This window comes from Pseudomonas sp. BNK-30, from assembly GCF_047456185.1.
In the GTDB taxonomy this organism is placed as follows: Bacteria; Pseudomonadota; Gammaproteobacteria; order Pseudomonadales; family Pseudomonadaceae; genus Aquipseudomonas; species Aquipseudomonas putida_E.
Window position 1 is genome coordinate 5,273,511 of the sequence record NZ_CP179904.1, and the last position, 16,402, is coordinate 5,289,912.

16 protein-coding genes and 1 riboswitch are annotated in these 16,402 nt (G+C 59.3%); of the genes, 14 read left to right on the plus strand and 2 right to left on the minus strand.

The window, feature by feature from the left end:
- Positions 1-2 precede the first annotated feature (2 nt).
- From rpmD to bfr, 11 genes are all read left to right on the plus strand, one after another.
- Positions 3-179: a 50S ribosomal protein L30 gene (rpmD, locus tag ACMGGN_RS24465; protein WP_008089798.1), complete on the plus strand. Its 177-nt coding sequence runs from the start codon at positions 3-5 to the stop codon at positions 177-179.
- 3 nt (positions 180-182) lie between these two features.
- The gene (gene rplO / locus ACMGGN_RS24470; protein ID WP_003255461.1) at positions 183-617 is read left to right on the plus strand and encodes a 50S ribosomal protein L15; all 435 of its coding nucleotides are present in this window, start codon (positions 183-185) and stop codon (positions 615-617) included.
- Complete coding sequence (secY, locus tag ACMGGN_RS24475) at positions 618-1,949, plus strand: preprotein translocase subunit SecY (protein ID WP_003255459.1); 1,332 nt, start codon at positions 618-620, stop codon at positions 1,947-1,949.
- 28 nt (positions 1,950-1,977) lie between these two features.
- Positions 1,978-2,094 carry a 50S ribosomal protein L36 gene (rpmJ, locus tag ACMGGN_RS24480; protein WP_046788135.1) on the plus strand — a complete coding sequence of 39 codons (117 nt, stop codon included), beginning with the start codon at positions 1,978-1,980 and terminating at the stop codon, positions 2,092-2,094.
- A gap of 131 nt (positions 2,095-2,225) precedes the next feature.
- On the plus strand, positions 2,226-2,582 hold the full coding sequence (rpsM, locus tag ACMGGN_RS24485) for a 30S ribosomal protein S13 (protein ID WP_012316515.1): 357 nt from the start codon (positions 2,226-2,228) through the stop codon (positions 2,580-2,582).
- A gap of 18 nt (positions 2,583-2,600) precedes the next feature.
- Positions 2,601-2,990 carry a 30S ribosomal protein S11 gene (gene rpsK / locus ACMGGN_RS24490; RefSeq protein ID WP_003255454.1) on the plus strand — a complete coding sequence of 130 codons (390 nt, stop codon included), beginning with the start codon at positions 2,601-2,603 and terminating at the stop codon, positions 2,988-2,990.
- A 15-nt stretch (positions 2,991-3,005) separates the two neighbouring features.
- Entirely contained in the window at positions 3,006-3,626 is a 621-nt protein-coding gene (gene rpsD / locus ACMGGN_RS24495; RefSeq protein WP_012316514.1) for a 30S ribosomal protein S4, read from the plus strand.
- Between the two features lie 22 nt (positions 3,627-3,648).
- On the plus strand, positions 3,649-4,650 hold the full coding sequence (locus ACMGGN_RS24500; RefSeq protein WP_003255452.1) for a DNA-directed RNA polymerase subunit alpha: 1,002 nt from the start codon (positions 3,649-3,651) through the stop codon (positions 4,648-4,650).
- Positions 4,651-4,692: 42 nt separating this feature from the next.
- Positions 4,693-5,079, plus strand: a complete 387-nt coding sequence (rplQ, locus tag ACMGGN_RS24505) for a 50S ribosomal protein L17 (protein WP_003255451.1) — start codon at positions 4,693-4,695, stop codon at positions 5,077-5,079.
- 172 nt (positions 5,080-5,251) lie between these two features.
- Positions 5,252-6,691: a catalase gene (locus tag ACMGGN_RS24510; protein WP_204919008.1), complete on the plus strand. Its 1,440-nt coding sequence runs from the start codon at positions 5,252-5,254 to the stop codon at positions 6,689-6,691.
- Between the two features lie 164 nt (positions 6,692-6,855).
- Entirely contained in the window at positions 6,856-7,320 is a 465-nt protein-coding gene (bfr, locus tag ACMGGN_RS24515) for a bacterioferritin (protein ID WP_012316512.1), read from the plus strand.
- 69 nt (positions 7,321-7,389) lie between these two features.
- Here bfr and uvrA read toward each other — a convergent pair whose 3' ends face one another.
- Positions 7,390-10,224 (minus strand): excinuclease ABC subunit UvrA, encoded by a 2,835-nt coding sequence (gene uvrA, locus ACMGGN_RS24520; protein WP_251962409.1) that lies wholly within the window; start codon positions 10,222-10,224, stop codon positions 7,390-7,392.
- A gap of 129 nt (positions 10,225-10,353) precedes the next feature.
- Between uvrA and ACMGGN_RS24525 the strand changes: the two genes are divergently transcribed.
- Together ACMGGN_RS24525 and ACMGGN_RS24530 are read left to right on the plus strand one after the other, a co-directional pair.
- Positions 10,354-11,748, plus strand: a complete 1,395-nt coding sequence (locus ACMGGN_RS24525) for an MFS transporter (protein ID WP_414156338.1) — start codon at positions 10,354-10,356, stop codon at positions 11,746-11,748.
- Between the two features lie 9 nt (positions 11,749-11,757).
- Complete coding sequence (locus tag ACMGGN_RS24530; RefSeq protein WP_012316509.1) at positions 11,758-12,309, plus strand: single-stranded DNA-binding protein; 552 nt, start codon at positions 11,758-11,760, stop codon at positions 12,307-12,309.
- Between the two features lie 343 nt (positions 12,310-12,652).
- Here ACMGGN_RS24530 and ACMGGN_RS24535 read toward each other — a convergent pair whose 3' ends face one another.
- Entirely contained in the window at positions 12,653-14,086 is a 1,434-nt protein-coding gene (locus ACMGGN_RS24535; protein ID WP_115273751.1) for a TolC family outer membrane protein, read from the minus strand.
- A gap of 161 nt (positions 14,087-14,247) precedes the next feature.
- Positions 14,248-14,354, plus strand: a riboswitch (TPP riboswitch).
- Between the two features lie 156 nt (positions 14,355-14,510).
- Between ACMGGN_RS24535 and thiC the strand changes: the two genes are divergently transcribed.
- A complete protein-coding gene (gene thiC, locus ACMGGN_RS24540) occupies positions 14,511-16,397 on the plus strand; it encodes a phosphomethylpyrimidine synthase ThiC (RefSeq protein ID WP_046788121.1) in 1,887 nt (628 codons plus the stop codon).
- Positions 16,398-16,402: the final 5 nt, after the last annotated feature.

Genomic DNA, 16,402 nt, shown 5'->3' on the forward strand with positions numbered 1-16,402 from the left:
TCATGGCAACCGTAAAAGTAACGCTGATCAAGAGCGTCTCGGGCCGTATCCCTAACCACAAACTGTGCGTTAAAGGTCTGGGTCTGCGTCGCATCGGTCACACTGTAGAAGTCCAGGATACTCCCGAGAACCGCGGGATGATCAACAAGGCTTACTACATGCTGCGCGTCGAGGGTTAATCGATGAAACTCAATGATCTGAGTCCAGCGCCGGGTTCCCGTCGCGAAAAGCATCGTCCGGGTCGTGGTATCGGTAGCGGTCTGGGCAAGACCGGCGGCCGTGGCCACAAAGGTCAGACCTCCCGTTCGGGTGGTTCGATCGCTCCGGGCTTCGAAGGCGGTCAACAGCCGCTGCACCGTCGCCTGCCGAAGTTCGGCTTCGTTTCCCTGAAGGCCATGGACCGCGCAGAAGTGCGTCTGTCCGAGCTGGCCAAAGTGGAAGGCGACGTGATCTCCGTGCAATCCCTGAAGGATGCCAACGTGATCAACCAGCACATTCAGCGTGTGAAAATCATGCTGTCTGGCGAAGTTACTCGCGCAGTCACCATCAAGGGTATCGCAGCCACCAAGGGTGCGCGTGCGGCTATCGAAGCAGCTGGCGGCAAATTCGAGGAATAAATGGCTAAGCAAGGTGCTCTCTCTTCGCTCGGTAAGGGCGGGATGTCGGAACTCTGGGCTCGTCTGCGCTTTCTGTTCATGGCGATCATCGTCTATCGGATAGGTGCGCATATCCCGGTTCCAGGCATCAATCCGGACCGTCTGGCGGATCTGTTTCGGCAGAATGAGGGGACCATTCTTAGCTTGTTCAACATGTTTTCCGGTGGCGCGCTTGAGCGCATGAGCATCTTTGCATTGGGGATCATGCCGTACATCTCGGCATCGATCATCATGCAGCTGATGACCGCGGTCAGCCCGCAACTGGAGCAGTTGAAGAAGGAAGGTGAAGCTGGCCGTCGCAAGATCAGCCAGTACACCCGCTACGGCACCGTTATTCTGGCGCTGGTTCAAGCCATTGGCATGTCCATTGGCCTGGCCAACCAGGGCGTGGCGTTTTCTGCGGGCCTTGGCTTCCATGTCGTCGCGGTTTCCACGTTTGTGGCAGGCGCGATGTTCATGATGTGGCTGGGTGAGCAGATCACCGAGCGCGGTGTGGGCAACGGTATCTCGATGTTGATTTTCGCAGGTATCGTTGCCGGTCTTCCGAGAGCAATCGGGCAGTCTTTCGAGTCTGCGCGCACAGGCGATATCAACATTTTCGCCCTGGTCGCTATCGGTTTGCTGGCAGTAGCGATTATCGGTTTCGTGGTGTTCATTGAGCGTGGTCAGCGTCGTATCGCCGTTCACTACGCCAAGCGTCAGCAGGGCCGCAAGGTCTTTGCAGCGCAGACCAGCCACTTGCCGCTTAAAGTGAACATGGCGGGGGTTATCCCGGCCATTTTCGCGAGCAGCATTCTGCTGTTCCCGGCTTCGCTGGGTGCCTGGTTCGGTCAGTCCGAAGGTATGGGCTGGCTGCAGGACATCTCGCAGTCGATCGCTCCTGGTCAGCCGTTGAACATTCTGCTGTTTAGTGCAGGGATCATTTTCTTCTGCTTCTTCTACACAGCGTTGATGTTCAACCCGAAAGACGTAGCGGAAAACCTGAAGAAGTCCGGTGCCTTTATTCCGGGTATCCGTCCTGGTGAGCAGTCGGCGCGCTACATTGATGGCGTTCTGACTCGTCTGACCATGTTCGGTGCTCTTTACATGATGGCCGTCTGCCTTCTGCCCCAGTTCCTGGTGGTGGCAGCAAATGTGCCGTTCTACCTTGGCGGGACCTCGTTGCTGATTGTGGTAGTGGTTGTGATGGACTTCATGTCCCAAGTACAATCGCACCTCGTTTCGCACCAGTACGAATCCCTGATGAAGAAAGCCAACCTGAAAGGCTACGGTGGCAGCGGTTTGCTGCGCTGATACGCCCCTAAGGTTCGAGGAGTCGGTAATGAAAGTTCGTGCATCGGTGAAAAAGCTGTGCCGCAACTGCAAGATCATCCGTCGCGAAGGCGTCGTACGAGTGATCTGCAGCTCGGAACCGCGTCACAAACAGCGCCAAGGCTGAGTGTGATCTGCGTTTCAAACCCAGCAGCTAGTGTGCTGCTGGGTTGATTATTCGTTTCTACAGCGATATTATCTCGCGCCCTATTTCTTGGCTTCCGGGGCGTAGGTAGCTGTCAATTGGAGTCCCACTGAATGGCCCGTATTGCAGGCGTCAACATTCCAGATAACAAGCATACTGTTATCTCGCTGACCTACATCTATGGTGTCGGTCGCACAACTGCACAGAAGATCTGTGCAGATGCTGGTGTAAATCCAGCCGCTAAGATCAAGGATCTGAGCGACGAGCAAATCGAAACCCTGCGTGGCGAAGTTGCGAAGTTCACCACCGAAGGTGACCTGCGTCGTGACGTCAACATGAAGATCAAGCGCTTGATGGACCTGGGTTGCTACCGCGGCCTGCGTCATCGTAAAGGTCTGCCGGTTCGCGGTCAGCGCACCAAGACCAACGCACGCACCCGTAAGGGCCCGCGTAAGCCGATCCGCAAGTAATCGCCCAGGAATATAGACATGGCAAAACCTGCTGCTCGTCCTCGTAAGAAAGTAAAAAAGACAGTGGTTGATGGCATCGCCCACATCCATGCGTCTTTCAACAACACCATCGTGACCATCACCGACCGTCAGGGCAATGCTTTGTCCTGGGCGACCTCCGGTGGTTCGGGTTTCCGTGGTTCGCGCAAATCCACCCCGTTCGCAGCTCAGATCGCTGCTGAGCGTGCTGGTCAAGCTGCGCTGGAATACGGTCTTAAGAACCTCGACGTAAACGTCAAGGGTCCAGGTCCAGGTCGTGAGTCCGCCGTTCGTGCATTGAACAGCTGCGGCTACAAGATCGCCAGCATCACCGACGTGACGCCAATCCCGCACAACGGGTGCCGTCCGCCGAAGAAGCGCCGCGTGTAATCAGGAGACAGAAGAATGGCACGTTACATTGGTCCAAAATGCAAACTGTCTCGTCGTGAAGGCACCGACCTGTTCCTGAAGAGCGGCGTTCGCGCTCTGGAATCGAAGTGCAACATCGAAGCAGCCCCAGGTATCCACGGCCAGCGCCGTGGCCGTCAGTCCGACTACGGTACCCAGCTGCGCGAGAAACAAAAAGTCCGTCGTATCTACGGTGTTCTGGAGCGTCAGTTCCGCGGTTACTACCAGGCTGCTGCCTCGAAAAAAGGCGCAACCGGTGAGAACCTGCTGCAACTGCTCGAGTGCCGTCTGGATAACGTCGTCTACCGTATGGGCTTCGGCTCGACTCGTTCCGAGTCCCGTCAGCTGGTTTCGCACAAAGCGATCAGCGTCAACGGTAAGACTGTAAACATTCCATCCTACCAAGTTCGTCCGGGTGACGTGGTCGCGGTTCGCGAGAAGTCGTCGAACCAGCTGCGCATTGTTCAAGCCCTTGAACTGTGCGCCCAGCGTGGCCGCGTTGAGTGGGTAGACGTAGATTCCGCTAAGAAGTCGGGCGTTTTCAAGAACGTTCCTGCTCGCGGCGACCTGTCTGCCGACATCAACGAAAACCTGATTGTCGAGCTCTACTCCAAGTAAGGGCTAGAAAATAGGTGCATCCATGCAGATTTCGGTAAATGAGTTCCTGACTCCCCGCCATATTGATGTGCAGGTAGTCAGTCCGACCCGCGCCAAGATCACGCTCGAGCCTCTCGAGCGTGGCTTCGGCCATACCCTGGGCAACGCGCTGCGCCGCATCCTGTTGTCCTCCATGCCTGGCTGTGCAGTAGTCGAGGCCGAGATCGATGGCGTACTCCATGAGTACTCCGCGATCGAAGGTGTACAGGAAGACGTAATTGAAATCCTGTTGAACCTTAAAGGCCTGGCTATCAAACTGCACGGTCGTGACGAAGTTACGCTGACCTTGTCGAAAAAGGGTTCGGGGGTGGTTACCGCTGCCGATATTCAGCTGGATCACGATGTCGAGATCGTCAACCCCGATCACGTAATCGCGAACCTGGCGTCCAACGGCGCCCTGAACATGAAGCTCACTGTAGCTCGTGGTCGCGGTTACGAGCCGGCTGACTCCCGTCAAACCGACGAAGACGAAAGCCGTAGCATTGGCCGTCTGCAGCTGGACGCTTCGTTCAGCCCGGTGCGTCGTATCGCCTATGTGGTCGAGAACGCCCGTGTTGAACAGCGTACCAACCTGGACAAGCTGGTCATTGATCTGGAAACCAACGGCACCCTGGATCCTGAAGAGGCTATCCGCCGCGCTGCGACCATCCTGCAACAGCAGTTGGCCGCGTTCGTCGACCTCAAAGGTGACAGCGAGCCTGTCGTAGTCGAGCAGGAAGACGAGATCGATCCGATCCTGCTGCGTCCGGTTGACGACCTGGAACTGACTGTACGTTCGGCCAACTGCCTCAAGGCGGAGAACATCTACTACATCGGCGACCTGATTCAGCGTACCGAAGTAGAGCTGTTGAAGACTCCTAACCTGGGCAAGAAGTCCCTGACTGAAATCAAGGACGTGCTGGCCTCTCGTGGTCTGTCTCTCGGCATGCGCCTCGACAACTGGCCGCCTGCAAGTCTTAAGAAAGACGACAAGGCGACCGCCTGATCGTCGTAATCACCGAACGTAGTGTTTGGTAAGGAATGAATCATGCGTCATCGTAAAAGTGGACGTCACCTGAGCCGTACCAGCTCTCACCGCAAAGCTATGTTCCAGAACATGGCTGTGTCGCTGATCGAGCACGAGCTGATCAAAACCACCCTGCCGAAAGCCAAGGAACTGCGCCGCGTTGCCGAGCCGCTGATCACCCTGGCCAAGGAAGACAGCGTTGCTAACCGCCGTCTGGCCTTCGACCGTACCCGTTCGAAGTCGGCTGTTGGCAAACTGTTCAACGATCTGGGCAAGCGCTACGCCACCCGTCAGGGCGGCTACCTGCGCATCCTGAAGTGCGGTTTCCGCGCTGGCGACAACGCGCCTATGGCGTACGTCGAGCTGGTTGATCGTCCAGTCGGTGGTGCTGTAGAAGCTGCCGAGTAAGACGTTCTGTCTGCTACAAAAAACCGGGCCTAGTGCCCGGTTTTTTGTTTCTGCAGGTATTGTTTATTTCTATTGATACAAGGCATGTAATGAATTTGTTTTGAAACAACCGCTCGTCGATACTCCTATCCAAGCCGGTTCGCCGGCAGTCCAAGACCGATATGGAGAGCCCATGAGCAAGATTCTCACCACCGCCAGCGGTGCCCCCGTAGCTGACAACCAGAATTCCCGCTCTGCTGGCCCGCGCGGCCCGCTGCTGCTCGACGATTTCCACCTGATCGAGAAACTCGCTCACTTCAACCGAGAGAACATCCCTGAACGGCGTGTACACGCCAAGGGCTCCGGAGCCTATGGCACCTTTACAGTCACCCAGGACATCACTCGATATACCAAGGCCAAGCTGTTCGACACGATTGGTAAGCAGACTGAAACCTTCCTGCGTTTTTCTACCGTCGGTGGCGAGCGCGGTTCGGCAGATACCGAGCGTGATCCTCGTGGCTTTGCAGTAAAGTTTTACACCGAGGAAGGCAACTGGGACATCGTGGGTAACAACACCCCGGTTTTCTTCATTCGTGACCCGCTCAAATTCCCGGACTTTATTCACACCCAGAAGCGCCACCCACAAACCAACCTGAAGAACGCCCAGATGATGTGGGACTTCTGGTCGCATTCGCCGGAGGCGTTGCACCAGGTCACCATCCTGTTCTCTGATCGTGGCATCCCGGACGGCTACCGCCACATGCACGGCTTCGGCAGCCACACCTATAGCCTGATCAGCGCTGCTGGCGAGCGTACCTGGGTCAAATGGCACTTCAAGACCCAACAAGGCATCAAGAACCTTACGCCCGCCGATGCTGCGCGCCTGGCCGGTACAGACCCTGACTACGCCCAGCGCGACCTGTTCGAGGCCATCGAACGCGCAGACTACCCGCGTTGGACCGTGTGCATTCAGGTCATGACTGAAGAGGAGGCGGCCAGTCGCGATGAAAATCCGTTCGATGTGACCAAGACCTGGTCGCAGAAGGACTATCCGTTGATCGAGGTAGGTGTGCTGGAACTTAACCGCAACCCGCTCAACTATTTCGCCGAAGTCGAGCAGGCAGCGTTTGGCCCGAGCAACATGGTGCCGGGCGTGGGGCTTTCGCCAGATCGCATGCTGCAGGGCCGCGTGTTCGCCTATGCCGATGCGCATCGCTACCGCGTGGGCACCAACCATCAGCAGTTGCCCGTCAACGCGCCACGCTGCCCGGTCAATAGCTACCAGCGTGATGGTTCGATGGCTTTTGGTAGTTATGGCGGTGCGCCCAATTACGAGCCCAACAGCTATCGCGACGCGCCTAAGCAGTCGCCTGACCATGGCGAACCAGTATTGGCCCTCAATGGAGCAGCTGATCGCTACGATCACCGTGAAGACAACGACTATTACAGCCACGCCGGTGCACTGTTCCGCTTGATGAGCGATGAGCAAAAGGCACTGCTGATCAGCAATATCGCTGGAACCATGGCGGGCGTCAGTGAAGATGTCATCCAGCGTCAGTTGCAGTACTTCTTCAGGGCTGACCCAGCCTACGGTGAAGGCATCGCCAAGGCATTGGGCGTGAGTCTCGCCTAACTCGAAGTGATAAGAAGAACCGCCCTCATTTGGGCGGTTTTTCAATGAATATCACTACTGTTTACCCGATTTTTTGCCCCTGATTGCGCAGTTTTCAGTGACCGCAAGCAATTCCTGGTTCAAACTATGTTTCATTAGACGTATCCACACGGAGAATCAGGGCGATGCAAGGTCACCCGGACGTAATCAATTATCTCGTCACGTTGCTGAAGGGCGAACTGGCCGCACGCGATCAGTACTTCATTCACTCGCGCATGTACGAAGACTGGGGCCTGTCCAAGCTCTACGAACGCATCAACCATGAGATGGAAGAGGAAACCCAGCACGCCGATGCGCTGATGCGGCGTATCCTCATGCTCGAAGGCACCCCCGATATGCGCGCGGATGACCTGGAAGTGGGCAGTACCGTGCCCGAAATGATCGAAGCGGACCTCAAGCTTGAGTACAAGGTTCGTGCCGCCCTGTGCAAGGGCATCGAGCTGTGCGAGCTGCACAAGGACTACATCAGTCGCGATATCCTGCGTGCCCAGCTGGCCGATACCGAAGAAGATCACACCTATTGGCTTGAGAAGCAGCAGGGCCTGATCAAGGCCATCGGCCTGGAAAACTACCTGCAGTCGCAGATGTAAGTTATCCACAGACTAAAAAAGAGCCCCCGGCACCATCGGTAACCAGGGGCTTTTTCATGCACAGGCAGATCAGGCCCGGTCACGCTCCAGAAGCGGTTTGAGATAGTGCCCTGTGTACGACTGCTTCATCTTTGCCAGCTCTTCCGGTGTACCGCTGGCAATAATTTGCCCACCCTTTGAACCACCCTCCGGGCCCAGGTCAACCAACCAGTCCGCGGTCTTGATCACATCGAGGTTATGTTCGATAACCACCACGGTGTTGCCGTGGTCGCGCAGGCGATGCAACACATCCAGCAACTGCTGGATATCGGCGAAGTGCAGGCCGGTGGTCGGCTCGTCAAGGATGTACAACGTCTTGCCAGTATCGCGCTTGGACAGTTCGCGTGAGAGCTTGACCCTTTGCGCTTCACCGCCCGACAGCGTGGTCGCCGACTGCCCCAGTTTGATGTAAGACAGCCCCACATCCATCAGGGTTTGCAGCTTGCGCGCCAGGGCCGGCACCGCATCGAAGAATTCGCGAGCATCCTCGATGGTCATTTCCAGCACCTCGTGGATGTTCTTGCCCTTGTATTTGATCTCCAGGGTTTCGCGGTTGTAGCGCTTGCTCTTGCACACGTCGCACGGCACGTAGATATCTGGCAGGAAGTGCATCTCCACCTTGATCAGCCCATCGCCTTGGCACGCCTCGCAACGCCCGCCCTTCACGTTGAACGAGAAACGCCCTGGGCCGTAGCCGCGCGAGCGCGATTCCGGCACGCCGGAAAACAGCTCGCGAATCGGGGTAAAGATGCCGGTATAGGTCGCCGGGTTCGAACGCGGTGTGCGGCCGATCGGGCTCTGGTCGATATCGACAACCTTGTCCAGGTGCTGCAGGCCATCCATGTTGCTGTGCGGGGCGGCTTCCAGGCTGCTCGCACCATTGAGGGCTGTAGCGGCCAGCGGATACAGCGTGTTGTTGATCAACGTCGACTTGCCCGAGCCGGATACGCCAGTCACGCAGGTCAGCAGACCGATCGGGATTTCCAGATCAACGTTCTGTAGGTTGTTGCCACGCGCACCCTTGAGCTTGAGGGATAGCTTTTTGTCGCGGGGGGTGCGTTTGGCCGGTACAGCGATTTTCTTGCGCCCAGACAGGTACTTCCCGGTCAGCGAGTCGGGATGTGCCATGACTTCCTGAGGCGTGCCTTCGGCAACGATCTGGCCACCGTGTACGCCGGCACCCGGGCCGATGTCCACCACGTAGTCAGCCAGGCGAATGGCGTCTTCGTCGTGCTCGACCACGATCACGGTATTACCCAGATCGCGCAGGTGGTTCAGGGTGGCGAGCAGGCGGTCGTTGTCGCGTTGATGAAGACCGATGGACGGCTCATCAAGGATATACATCACCCCGACCAGCCCTGCGCCAATCTGGCTGGCAAGGCGGATCCGCTGCGCTTCGCCGCCGGACAGGGTGTCGGCACTGCGATCCAGAGTGAGGTAGTCCAGGCCGACGTTGACCAGAAACTGTAGGCGTTCGCAGATTTCCTTGAGGATCTTTGCAGCGATTTCACCGCGACGCCCGGTCAAGGTCAGCTCGCCGAAGTAGCTGCTGGCTTCACCGATAGGCAGGTTGGTCACCGCCGGCAGGGTTTTTTCGCCTACCCAGACATGACGGGCTTCCCGGCGCAGGCGGGTGCCGCGGCAGTCGGGGCAGGGCTGGGTGCCGAGGAACTTGGCCAGCTCCTCGCGCACCGTGGCCGACTCGGTCTCGCGGTAACGCCGCTCCAGGTTGGGCACGATCCCTTCGAACGGGTGCGAACGCTTGACGATATCGCCACGGTCGTTCAGGTACTTGAAGTCGACGCTCTGCTTGCCGCTGCCTTGCAGGATCACTTTCTGGTGTTCGGCCGAAAGCTCGCCGAACGGCTCCTCCAGGCTGAAGTCGTAATGCGCTGCCAGCGAGCCAAGCATCTGGAAGTAATAGACGTTGCGCCGATCCCAGCCGCGGATAGCACCCTCGGCCAATGTCAGCTCGCTGTTGACCAGACGCTTGATATCGAAAAATTGCTTCACCCCCAGGCCGTCGCAGGTCGGGCAGGCGCCGGCCGGGTTGTTGAAGGAGAACAGCTTGGGCTCCAGCTCGCTGATCGCATGGCCGCAGACCGGGCAGGCGAAGCGGGCGGAGAAGATCGTCTCTTCGCCTTCCTCATCGTCCATCGGTGCAACCAGGGCGATGCCGTCGGCCAGCTTGAGAGCGGTCTCGAATGACTCGGCAAGGCGTTGTTGCAGGTCGGCGCGGACCTTGAAGCGGTCCACTACCACATCGATGCTGTGCTTCTTCTGCTTGTCCAGCTTGGGCAGTTCGTCGAGTTCGTAGAGCTTGCCGTTGACGCGTGCCCGAACGAAGCCCTGGGCACGCAATTCGTCGAACACGGCCAGGTGCTCACCCTTGCGCTCGCGGATCACCGGTGCCAGCAGCATCAGCTTGCTGCCTTCCGGGCGCTCCAGCACCAGGTCGACCATCTGGCTGATGGTCTGCGCCTCCAGCGGAATGTCGTGGTCCGGGCAGCGCGGCGTACCCACGCGAGCATAAAGCAGGCGTAGGTAGTCGTAGATTTCGGTGATGGTACCTACCGTCGAACGCGGGTTGTGCGAAGTCGACTTCTGCTCGATGGAGATGGCGGGCGACAGGCCTTCGATGGTGTCGACGTCAGGCTTTTCCATCATCGACAGGAATTGCCGGGCGTAGGCCGACAGCGATTCCACATAGCGGCGCTGACCCTCGGCGTACAAGGTATCGAATGCCAGGGAAGACTTCCCCGACCCGGACAAGCCGGTGATCACGATCAGCTTGTCCCGCGGCAGGGTCAGGTCGATGTTCTTCAGGTTGTGGGTACGTGCCCCACGAATCAGGATCTTGTCCACTGCGGCCTCGCTTGGCGGGCATAAACAAGGAAGTATACGGCGCGCTGCCAGTACGCGGCAAAGCGTCGCGTAGATGCCGTCAAGCTGTCGGACTGATAGAATCGCCGCCGGTTCACACGAGGTTAATCCATGCACGACACCCACAACGAGCGCATGAGTGGCAGCGAAACGCGCGCCGCTGGCGGCCTGGCCCTGGTCTTTGCCTTTCGTATGCTGGGCATGTTCATGGTCCTGCCGGTGCTGGCCACTTACGGCATGGACATGGCCGGCGCCACGCCCGCGCTGATCGGCCTGGCCATCGGTGCCTATGGCCTGACCCAGGCGTTTTTTCAGATCCCGTTCGGGATGATTTCCGACCGCATCGGGCGACGTCCGGTGATCTATCTGGGCCTGGTGATCTTCGCCCTGGGCAGTGTGCTGGCGGCTCAAGCCGACTCCATCTGGGGCGTGATTGCCGGGCGCATTCTGCAAGGCGCCGGGGCAATTTCTGCGGCAGTCATGGCGCTGCTGTCCGACCTGACCCGCGAGCAGCACCGTACCAAGGCCATGGCCATGATCGGCATGAGCATCGGCCTGTCGTTCGCCGTGGCGATGGTCGTCGGCCCGCTTCTCACCAGCGCCTTCGGCCTGTCAGGATTGTTCCTCGCCACGGCAGGACTTGCCCTGGTCGGCATTTTGCTGATCGCTTTTGTCGTGCCCAACACCCACAGCACTTTGCAGCACCGCGAGTCGGGTGTGGCGCGCCAGGCACTCGGCCCAACCCTGCGCCATCCGGACCTTCTGCGCCTGGACACCGGTATCCTCATCCTCCACGCGATCCTCATGGCGAGCTTCGTCGCGCTGCCTCTGGCCTTCGTCGAGCGCGGCGGCTTGCCCAAGGAAGAGCATTGGTGGGTATACCTGACCGCGCTGTTCATCTCATTTTTTGCAATGGTCCCGTTCATCATCTACGGCGAAAAAAAGCGCAAGATGAAACGCGTATTGGCCGGAGCGGTCAGTGTGTTGCTGCTGGTGGAGGTGTTCTTCTGGCAGTGGGCTGACAACTTGCGCGGACTGGTGATTGGCACCGTGGTATTCTTTACTGCATTCAACCTGCTGGAGGCATCGCTGCCGTCGCTGGTTAGCAAGGTGTCGCCTGCTGGCGGCAAGGGGACGGCGATGGGAGTGTATTCCACCAGCCAGTTCCTTGGCGCAGCGCTGGGTGGAATCCTTGGTGGCTGGCTGTTCCAGCACGGTGGGCTGAACACGGTGTTCCTCGGTTGCGCGGTGCTGTGTGCCGTATGGCTGGTGGTCGCGTTGCGCATGAACGAGCCGCCTTATGTGACCAGCCTGCGCATGCCACTGACGCCTGAGGCAGTCCGGGAAGCCGGCCTGACCGAGCGCCTGATGGCCGTGCCGGGTGTGACCGACGCCGTTGTGGTGGCAGAAGAAGCTGCCATCTATATCAAACTGGATACGAAAATTTTGGACCGTGCGACCCTCGAGCGTCTGGTGAACCCAGCCTCATCGGCGTGCGAAGCCTAGGAGAACGTTATGGCCCGTGGGGTTAACAAAGTCATTCTGGTCGGCACCTGTGGCCAGGATCCCGAAGTCCGCTACCTGCCCAACGGTAACGCCGTGACCAACCTGAGCCTGGCTACCAGCGAGCAGTGGACCGACAAGCAGTCGGGCCAAAAGGTCGAGCGTACCGAGTGGCACCGTGTGTCGATGTTCGGCAAGGTTGCTGAAATCGCTGGCGAATACCTGCGCAAGGGTTCGCAGGTGTACATCGAAGGCAAGCTGCAGACCCGCGAGTGGGAAAAAGACGGCATCAAGCGTTACACCACCGAAATCATCGTCGACATGCAGGGCACCATGCAGCTGCTCGGTGGCCGTCCGCAGAACCAGCAAGGTGGCGGCGACCAGTACAACCAGGGTGGTGGTAACAACTACAACCAGGGTGGCCAGCAGCAACAGTACAACCAGGCCCCACCGCGTCAGCAGGCCCCGCGCCCGCAACAGGCCCAGCAGCGCCCAGCGCCGCAACAGCCCGCGCCGCAGCCGGCTGCTGACTTTGACAGCTTTGATGACGATATTCCGTTCTAGAGCAACTCCAGGCCGGTAAGACGTCCCGCTTCATCGAAAACCCAGGGCATTTGCCCTGGGTTTTTTTTGGGAGGCTTCACGGATGGCCGGGAAGATCGGGAAGTATATGCCAAGGGCTTTTCACTGCGCCCCTGAGATCGTTGATCCCAGGGCCGGCCTGCGTTTGCCCCCGAGCCTGCGAGTAGTGGGTTTTCGGATGCGCCCATCCAACGCTTTGATTCGACGATTGCAGTGACTGCCTGACGGGCACGCCGGCAAGCCGGCCACAGGGTAGGCGCATTGTCGAAACACTGGCGCAAGCCCTGTGGGTGCAGGTTTACCCGCGAAGAAACCAGCGCCTACCTCAAGGCCTGCGTTCGAAGTTCTTCGCCGCTGCCGCCGCCAGGTCCGGTGGCAGGAAGTCCTTGTCCGGGTTGTAGTCCGCCTTCAGGTACCGCTTGAGGTCCACCAGGTCCTGTGGGCTCAAGGTGCCGGCTGCCTGCTTCAGGCTCAGGTTGTCGAGAATGTAGTCGTACCGGCTGTTGTTGTAGTCGCGAACCGAGGTGTACAGCTGGCGCTGGGCATCGAGCACGTCGACGATGTTGCGGGTACCGACCTGGTAACCGATCTCGGTGGCTTCCAGCGCGCTCTGGTTGGAAATGATCGACTGCTTGCGCGCTTGCACCTGTTCCACATCGGTATTCACGGCACGGTGCAGGTTGCGTGTGTTCTCCACCACCTGGCGGCGCAGGCTCTCGCGTTGTTGCTCGCTCTGGCTCAGGCGCTGGTATGCCTCGCGTACCTGCGAGCTGGTCAGGCCGCCGCTGTAGATCGGAATGTTCAGTTGCAGGCCGATGCTGGTCTGCTCCACGTCACCGCTATAGCGCACGCCCAGTTGCGAAGGGTTGGTGAAGCCCAGGCTGTCGTTGTCGCCTTTCTGGTACTTGGCTACCGCATCCAGTGTCGGGGCGTGGCCGGCCTTGCGCTGGCGCAGGGTTTCTTCGGCGGCATCGACTGCGTAGTTGGTTGCCAGCAGGTTGAGGTTCTGCCGCCCGGCAGTCTCGACCCAGGCCTTGGCATCGTTGGGCGTGGGCACCTGTATGGGCAAGGTGTGGACAACGCCTTGGATCGACGTGTATTCGCGGTTGGTGAGGGTCACCAATGCCTCGAAGGCATCCTGCACCTGGCGTTCGGCGATGATCCGGTTGGCCCGGGCGGTGTCATAGCTGGCCTGGGACTGCAGCACGTCGGTCTTGTCGGACAGGCCGACATCGAAACGTTCGTTGGACTGGTCGAGCTGGCGCTTGAAAGCCGACTCTTCGGCCTTGGTGGCTGCAAGGTTGTCCTGGGCTCGCAGCACGGCAAAGTAGCTTTGCGCGGTCTGCAGGATCAGATTCTGTTCGGTGGCAGACAACTCCAGCGCTGCCTGCTCATTGACAGCTTCGGCGGCCTGCAACTGGAACCAGCGGTCGGCGCGGAAGACAGGTTGCGCCAGGGTTGCACTCCAGGCGTTGCCGCTGCGGTTGGAGGTGATCGAGGGTTCGTCGAGCTTGGTGCGGGTGTTCATCATTTCGGCACCTGCCGACAGGTTGGGCAGCAGGCCGGCGCGGGCCTGGGGCACCACTTCGCGGCGCGCGCCATAATCGGCGCGGGCGGCGGCAAGATCGGCGTTGTTGTCGACCGCTTCCTGGTAGACGCTGACCAGGTCAGTCTTGACCGTCATGGGCACATCCGCTGCCCAGGCCACTCCGTTGGACGCACAAGACACGGCAATCGCCAGTGAAAGTTTGCGCAGCATAGAGGCAATCCTTGTACGAAATTTAATTACTGAACTGTTGAGTATCGAGCGTTGGGGCAGTGTAGTGCCATGCGCAACTGGCAACAATCGTTGGCTGTGCCTTTCATCATCCCCCCGTTTTACACGCTTGGCTTTGCCGGCCACTCCAGTCTAGACTGCGCACGTTCTTGTCGGGGTGCCTTGAAGCAAAGGCTGAGATCGCATAGGTGCGGATCCCGTTGAACCTGATCAGGTTAGCGCCTGCGTAGGGAACAAGATTGCTCGCCTTCCCGGGGAGCCTCTTGTGCCAGGTCCGGGAATGTCGCAGCTGCAAGCAGCTCAAGGCACTCCATGTATCCGGCACTGCATGCCCGCCAAGGGGTGCGTCCGCGTCTTTCAGGTTCTCCCCGACATTCCACCGCTAGGAAGCTGTCTGGAGCCTGTGATGAGCAAACAAGAAAAAACGATCAACCTCAGCGAGTCGGCGCAAGTCGATCAGCAGTCCGTGCAACCCTTCCCGCGTTCGCGCAAGGTCTATGTCGAGGGCTCGCGCCCGGACATCCGCGTGCCGATGCGCGAAATCAGCTTGCACGACACCCCCACCGACTTTGGCGGCGAAGCCAACGCGCCGGTGATGGTCTATGACACTTCCGGCCCCTACACCGATCCCGACGTCATCATCGATGTGCGCAAAGGCCTGGCCGATGTGCGTTCGGCCTGGATCGACGCCCGTGGCGATACCGAGCGCCTGGGTGGGCTGAGCTCGAACTTCGGCCAGCAGCGGCTGAACGACGCCGAACTGGCCAAGCTGCGCTTCAACCATGTGCGCAACCCGCGCCGCGCCAAGGCTGGCGCCAACGTCTCGCAGATGCACTACGCCCGCCAGGGCATCATCACCGCCGAGATGGAATACGTCGCCATCCGCGAGAACATGAAGCTGCAGGAGGCCCGCGCTGCTGGCTTGCTCAAGCAGCAGCACGCCGGCCACAGCTTCGGCGCCAACATCCCCAAAGAGATCACCGCCGAATTCGTGCGCGAGGAAATCGCCCGCGGCCGCGCGATCATCCCGGCCAACATCAACCACACGGAACTGGAGCCGATGATCATCGGCCGCAACTTCCTGGTGAAGATCAACGGCAACATCGGCAACAGCGCCCTGGGTTCCTCGATCGAGGAGGAAGTGGCCAAGCTGACCTGGGGTATTCGCTGGGGCTCGGACACGGTCATGGACCTTTCGACCGGCAAGCACATCCATGAAACCCGCGAGTGGATCATCCGCAACTCGCCGGTACCCATCGGTACCGTACCGATCTACCAGGCCCTGGAGAAGGTCGGCGGGGTTGCCGAGGACCTGACCTGGGAGCTGTTCCGTGACACGCTGATCGAGCAGGCCGAGCAGGGCGTGGACTACTTCACCATCCATGCTGGCGTGCTGCTGCGCTACGTGCCACTGACCGCCAAGCGGGTCACCGGTATCGTCAGCCGCGGGGGGTCGATCATGGCCAAGTGGTGCCTGGCGCATCACCAGGAGAATTTCCTGTACACGCATTTCGATGAGATCTGCGAAATCATGAAGGCTTACGACGTGAGCTTCTCGCTCGGTGACGGGCTACGCCCAGGCTCGATTGCCGATGCCAACGACGCTGCGCAATTCGGTGAGCTGGAAACCCTTGGCGAGCTGACCAAGATCGCCTGGAAGCACGACGTGCAGTGCATGATCGAAGGCCCTGGCCATGTGCCGATGCAGCTCATCAAAGAGAATATGGACAAGCAGCTGGAGTGCTGCGACGAAGCGCCGTTCTACACCCTCGGCCCTTTGACCACCGACATTGCGCCTGGTTACGACCACATCACCTCGGGCATCGGTGCGGCCATGATCGGCTGGTTCGGCTGCGCCATGCTGTGCTACGTCACCCCCAAGGAGCACCTGGGCCTGCCGAACAAGGATGACGTCAAGACCGGCATCATCACTTACAAGATCGCCGCGCATGCAGCCGACCTTGCCAAGGGCCACCCGGGCGCGCAGATCCGTGACAATGCCCTGTCCAAGGCGCGTTTCGAGTTCCGCTGGGAGGACCAGTTCAACCTGGGCCTGGACCCTGACACCGCACGTGCCTTCCACGATGAAACCCTGCCGAAGGAATCGGCTAAGGTCGCGCACTTCTGCTCGATGTGCGGGCCGAAGTTCTGCTCGATGAAAATCACCCAGGAAGTACGGGAATACGCCGCCAACCTGCGCATCGATGCGGTGGATGTATCGGTTGAGGAGGGGATGCGCGAGCAGGCCGAACGGTTCCGCCAGGAAGGCAGCCAGCTGTACCACAAGGTGTAAGCCGC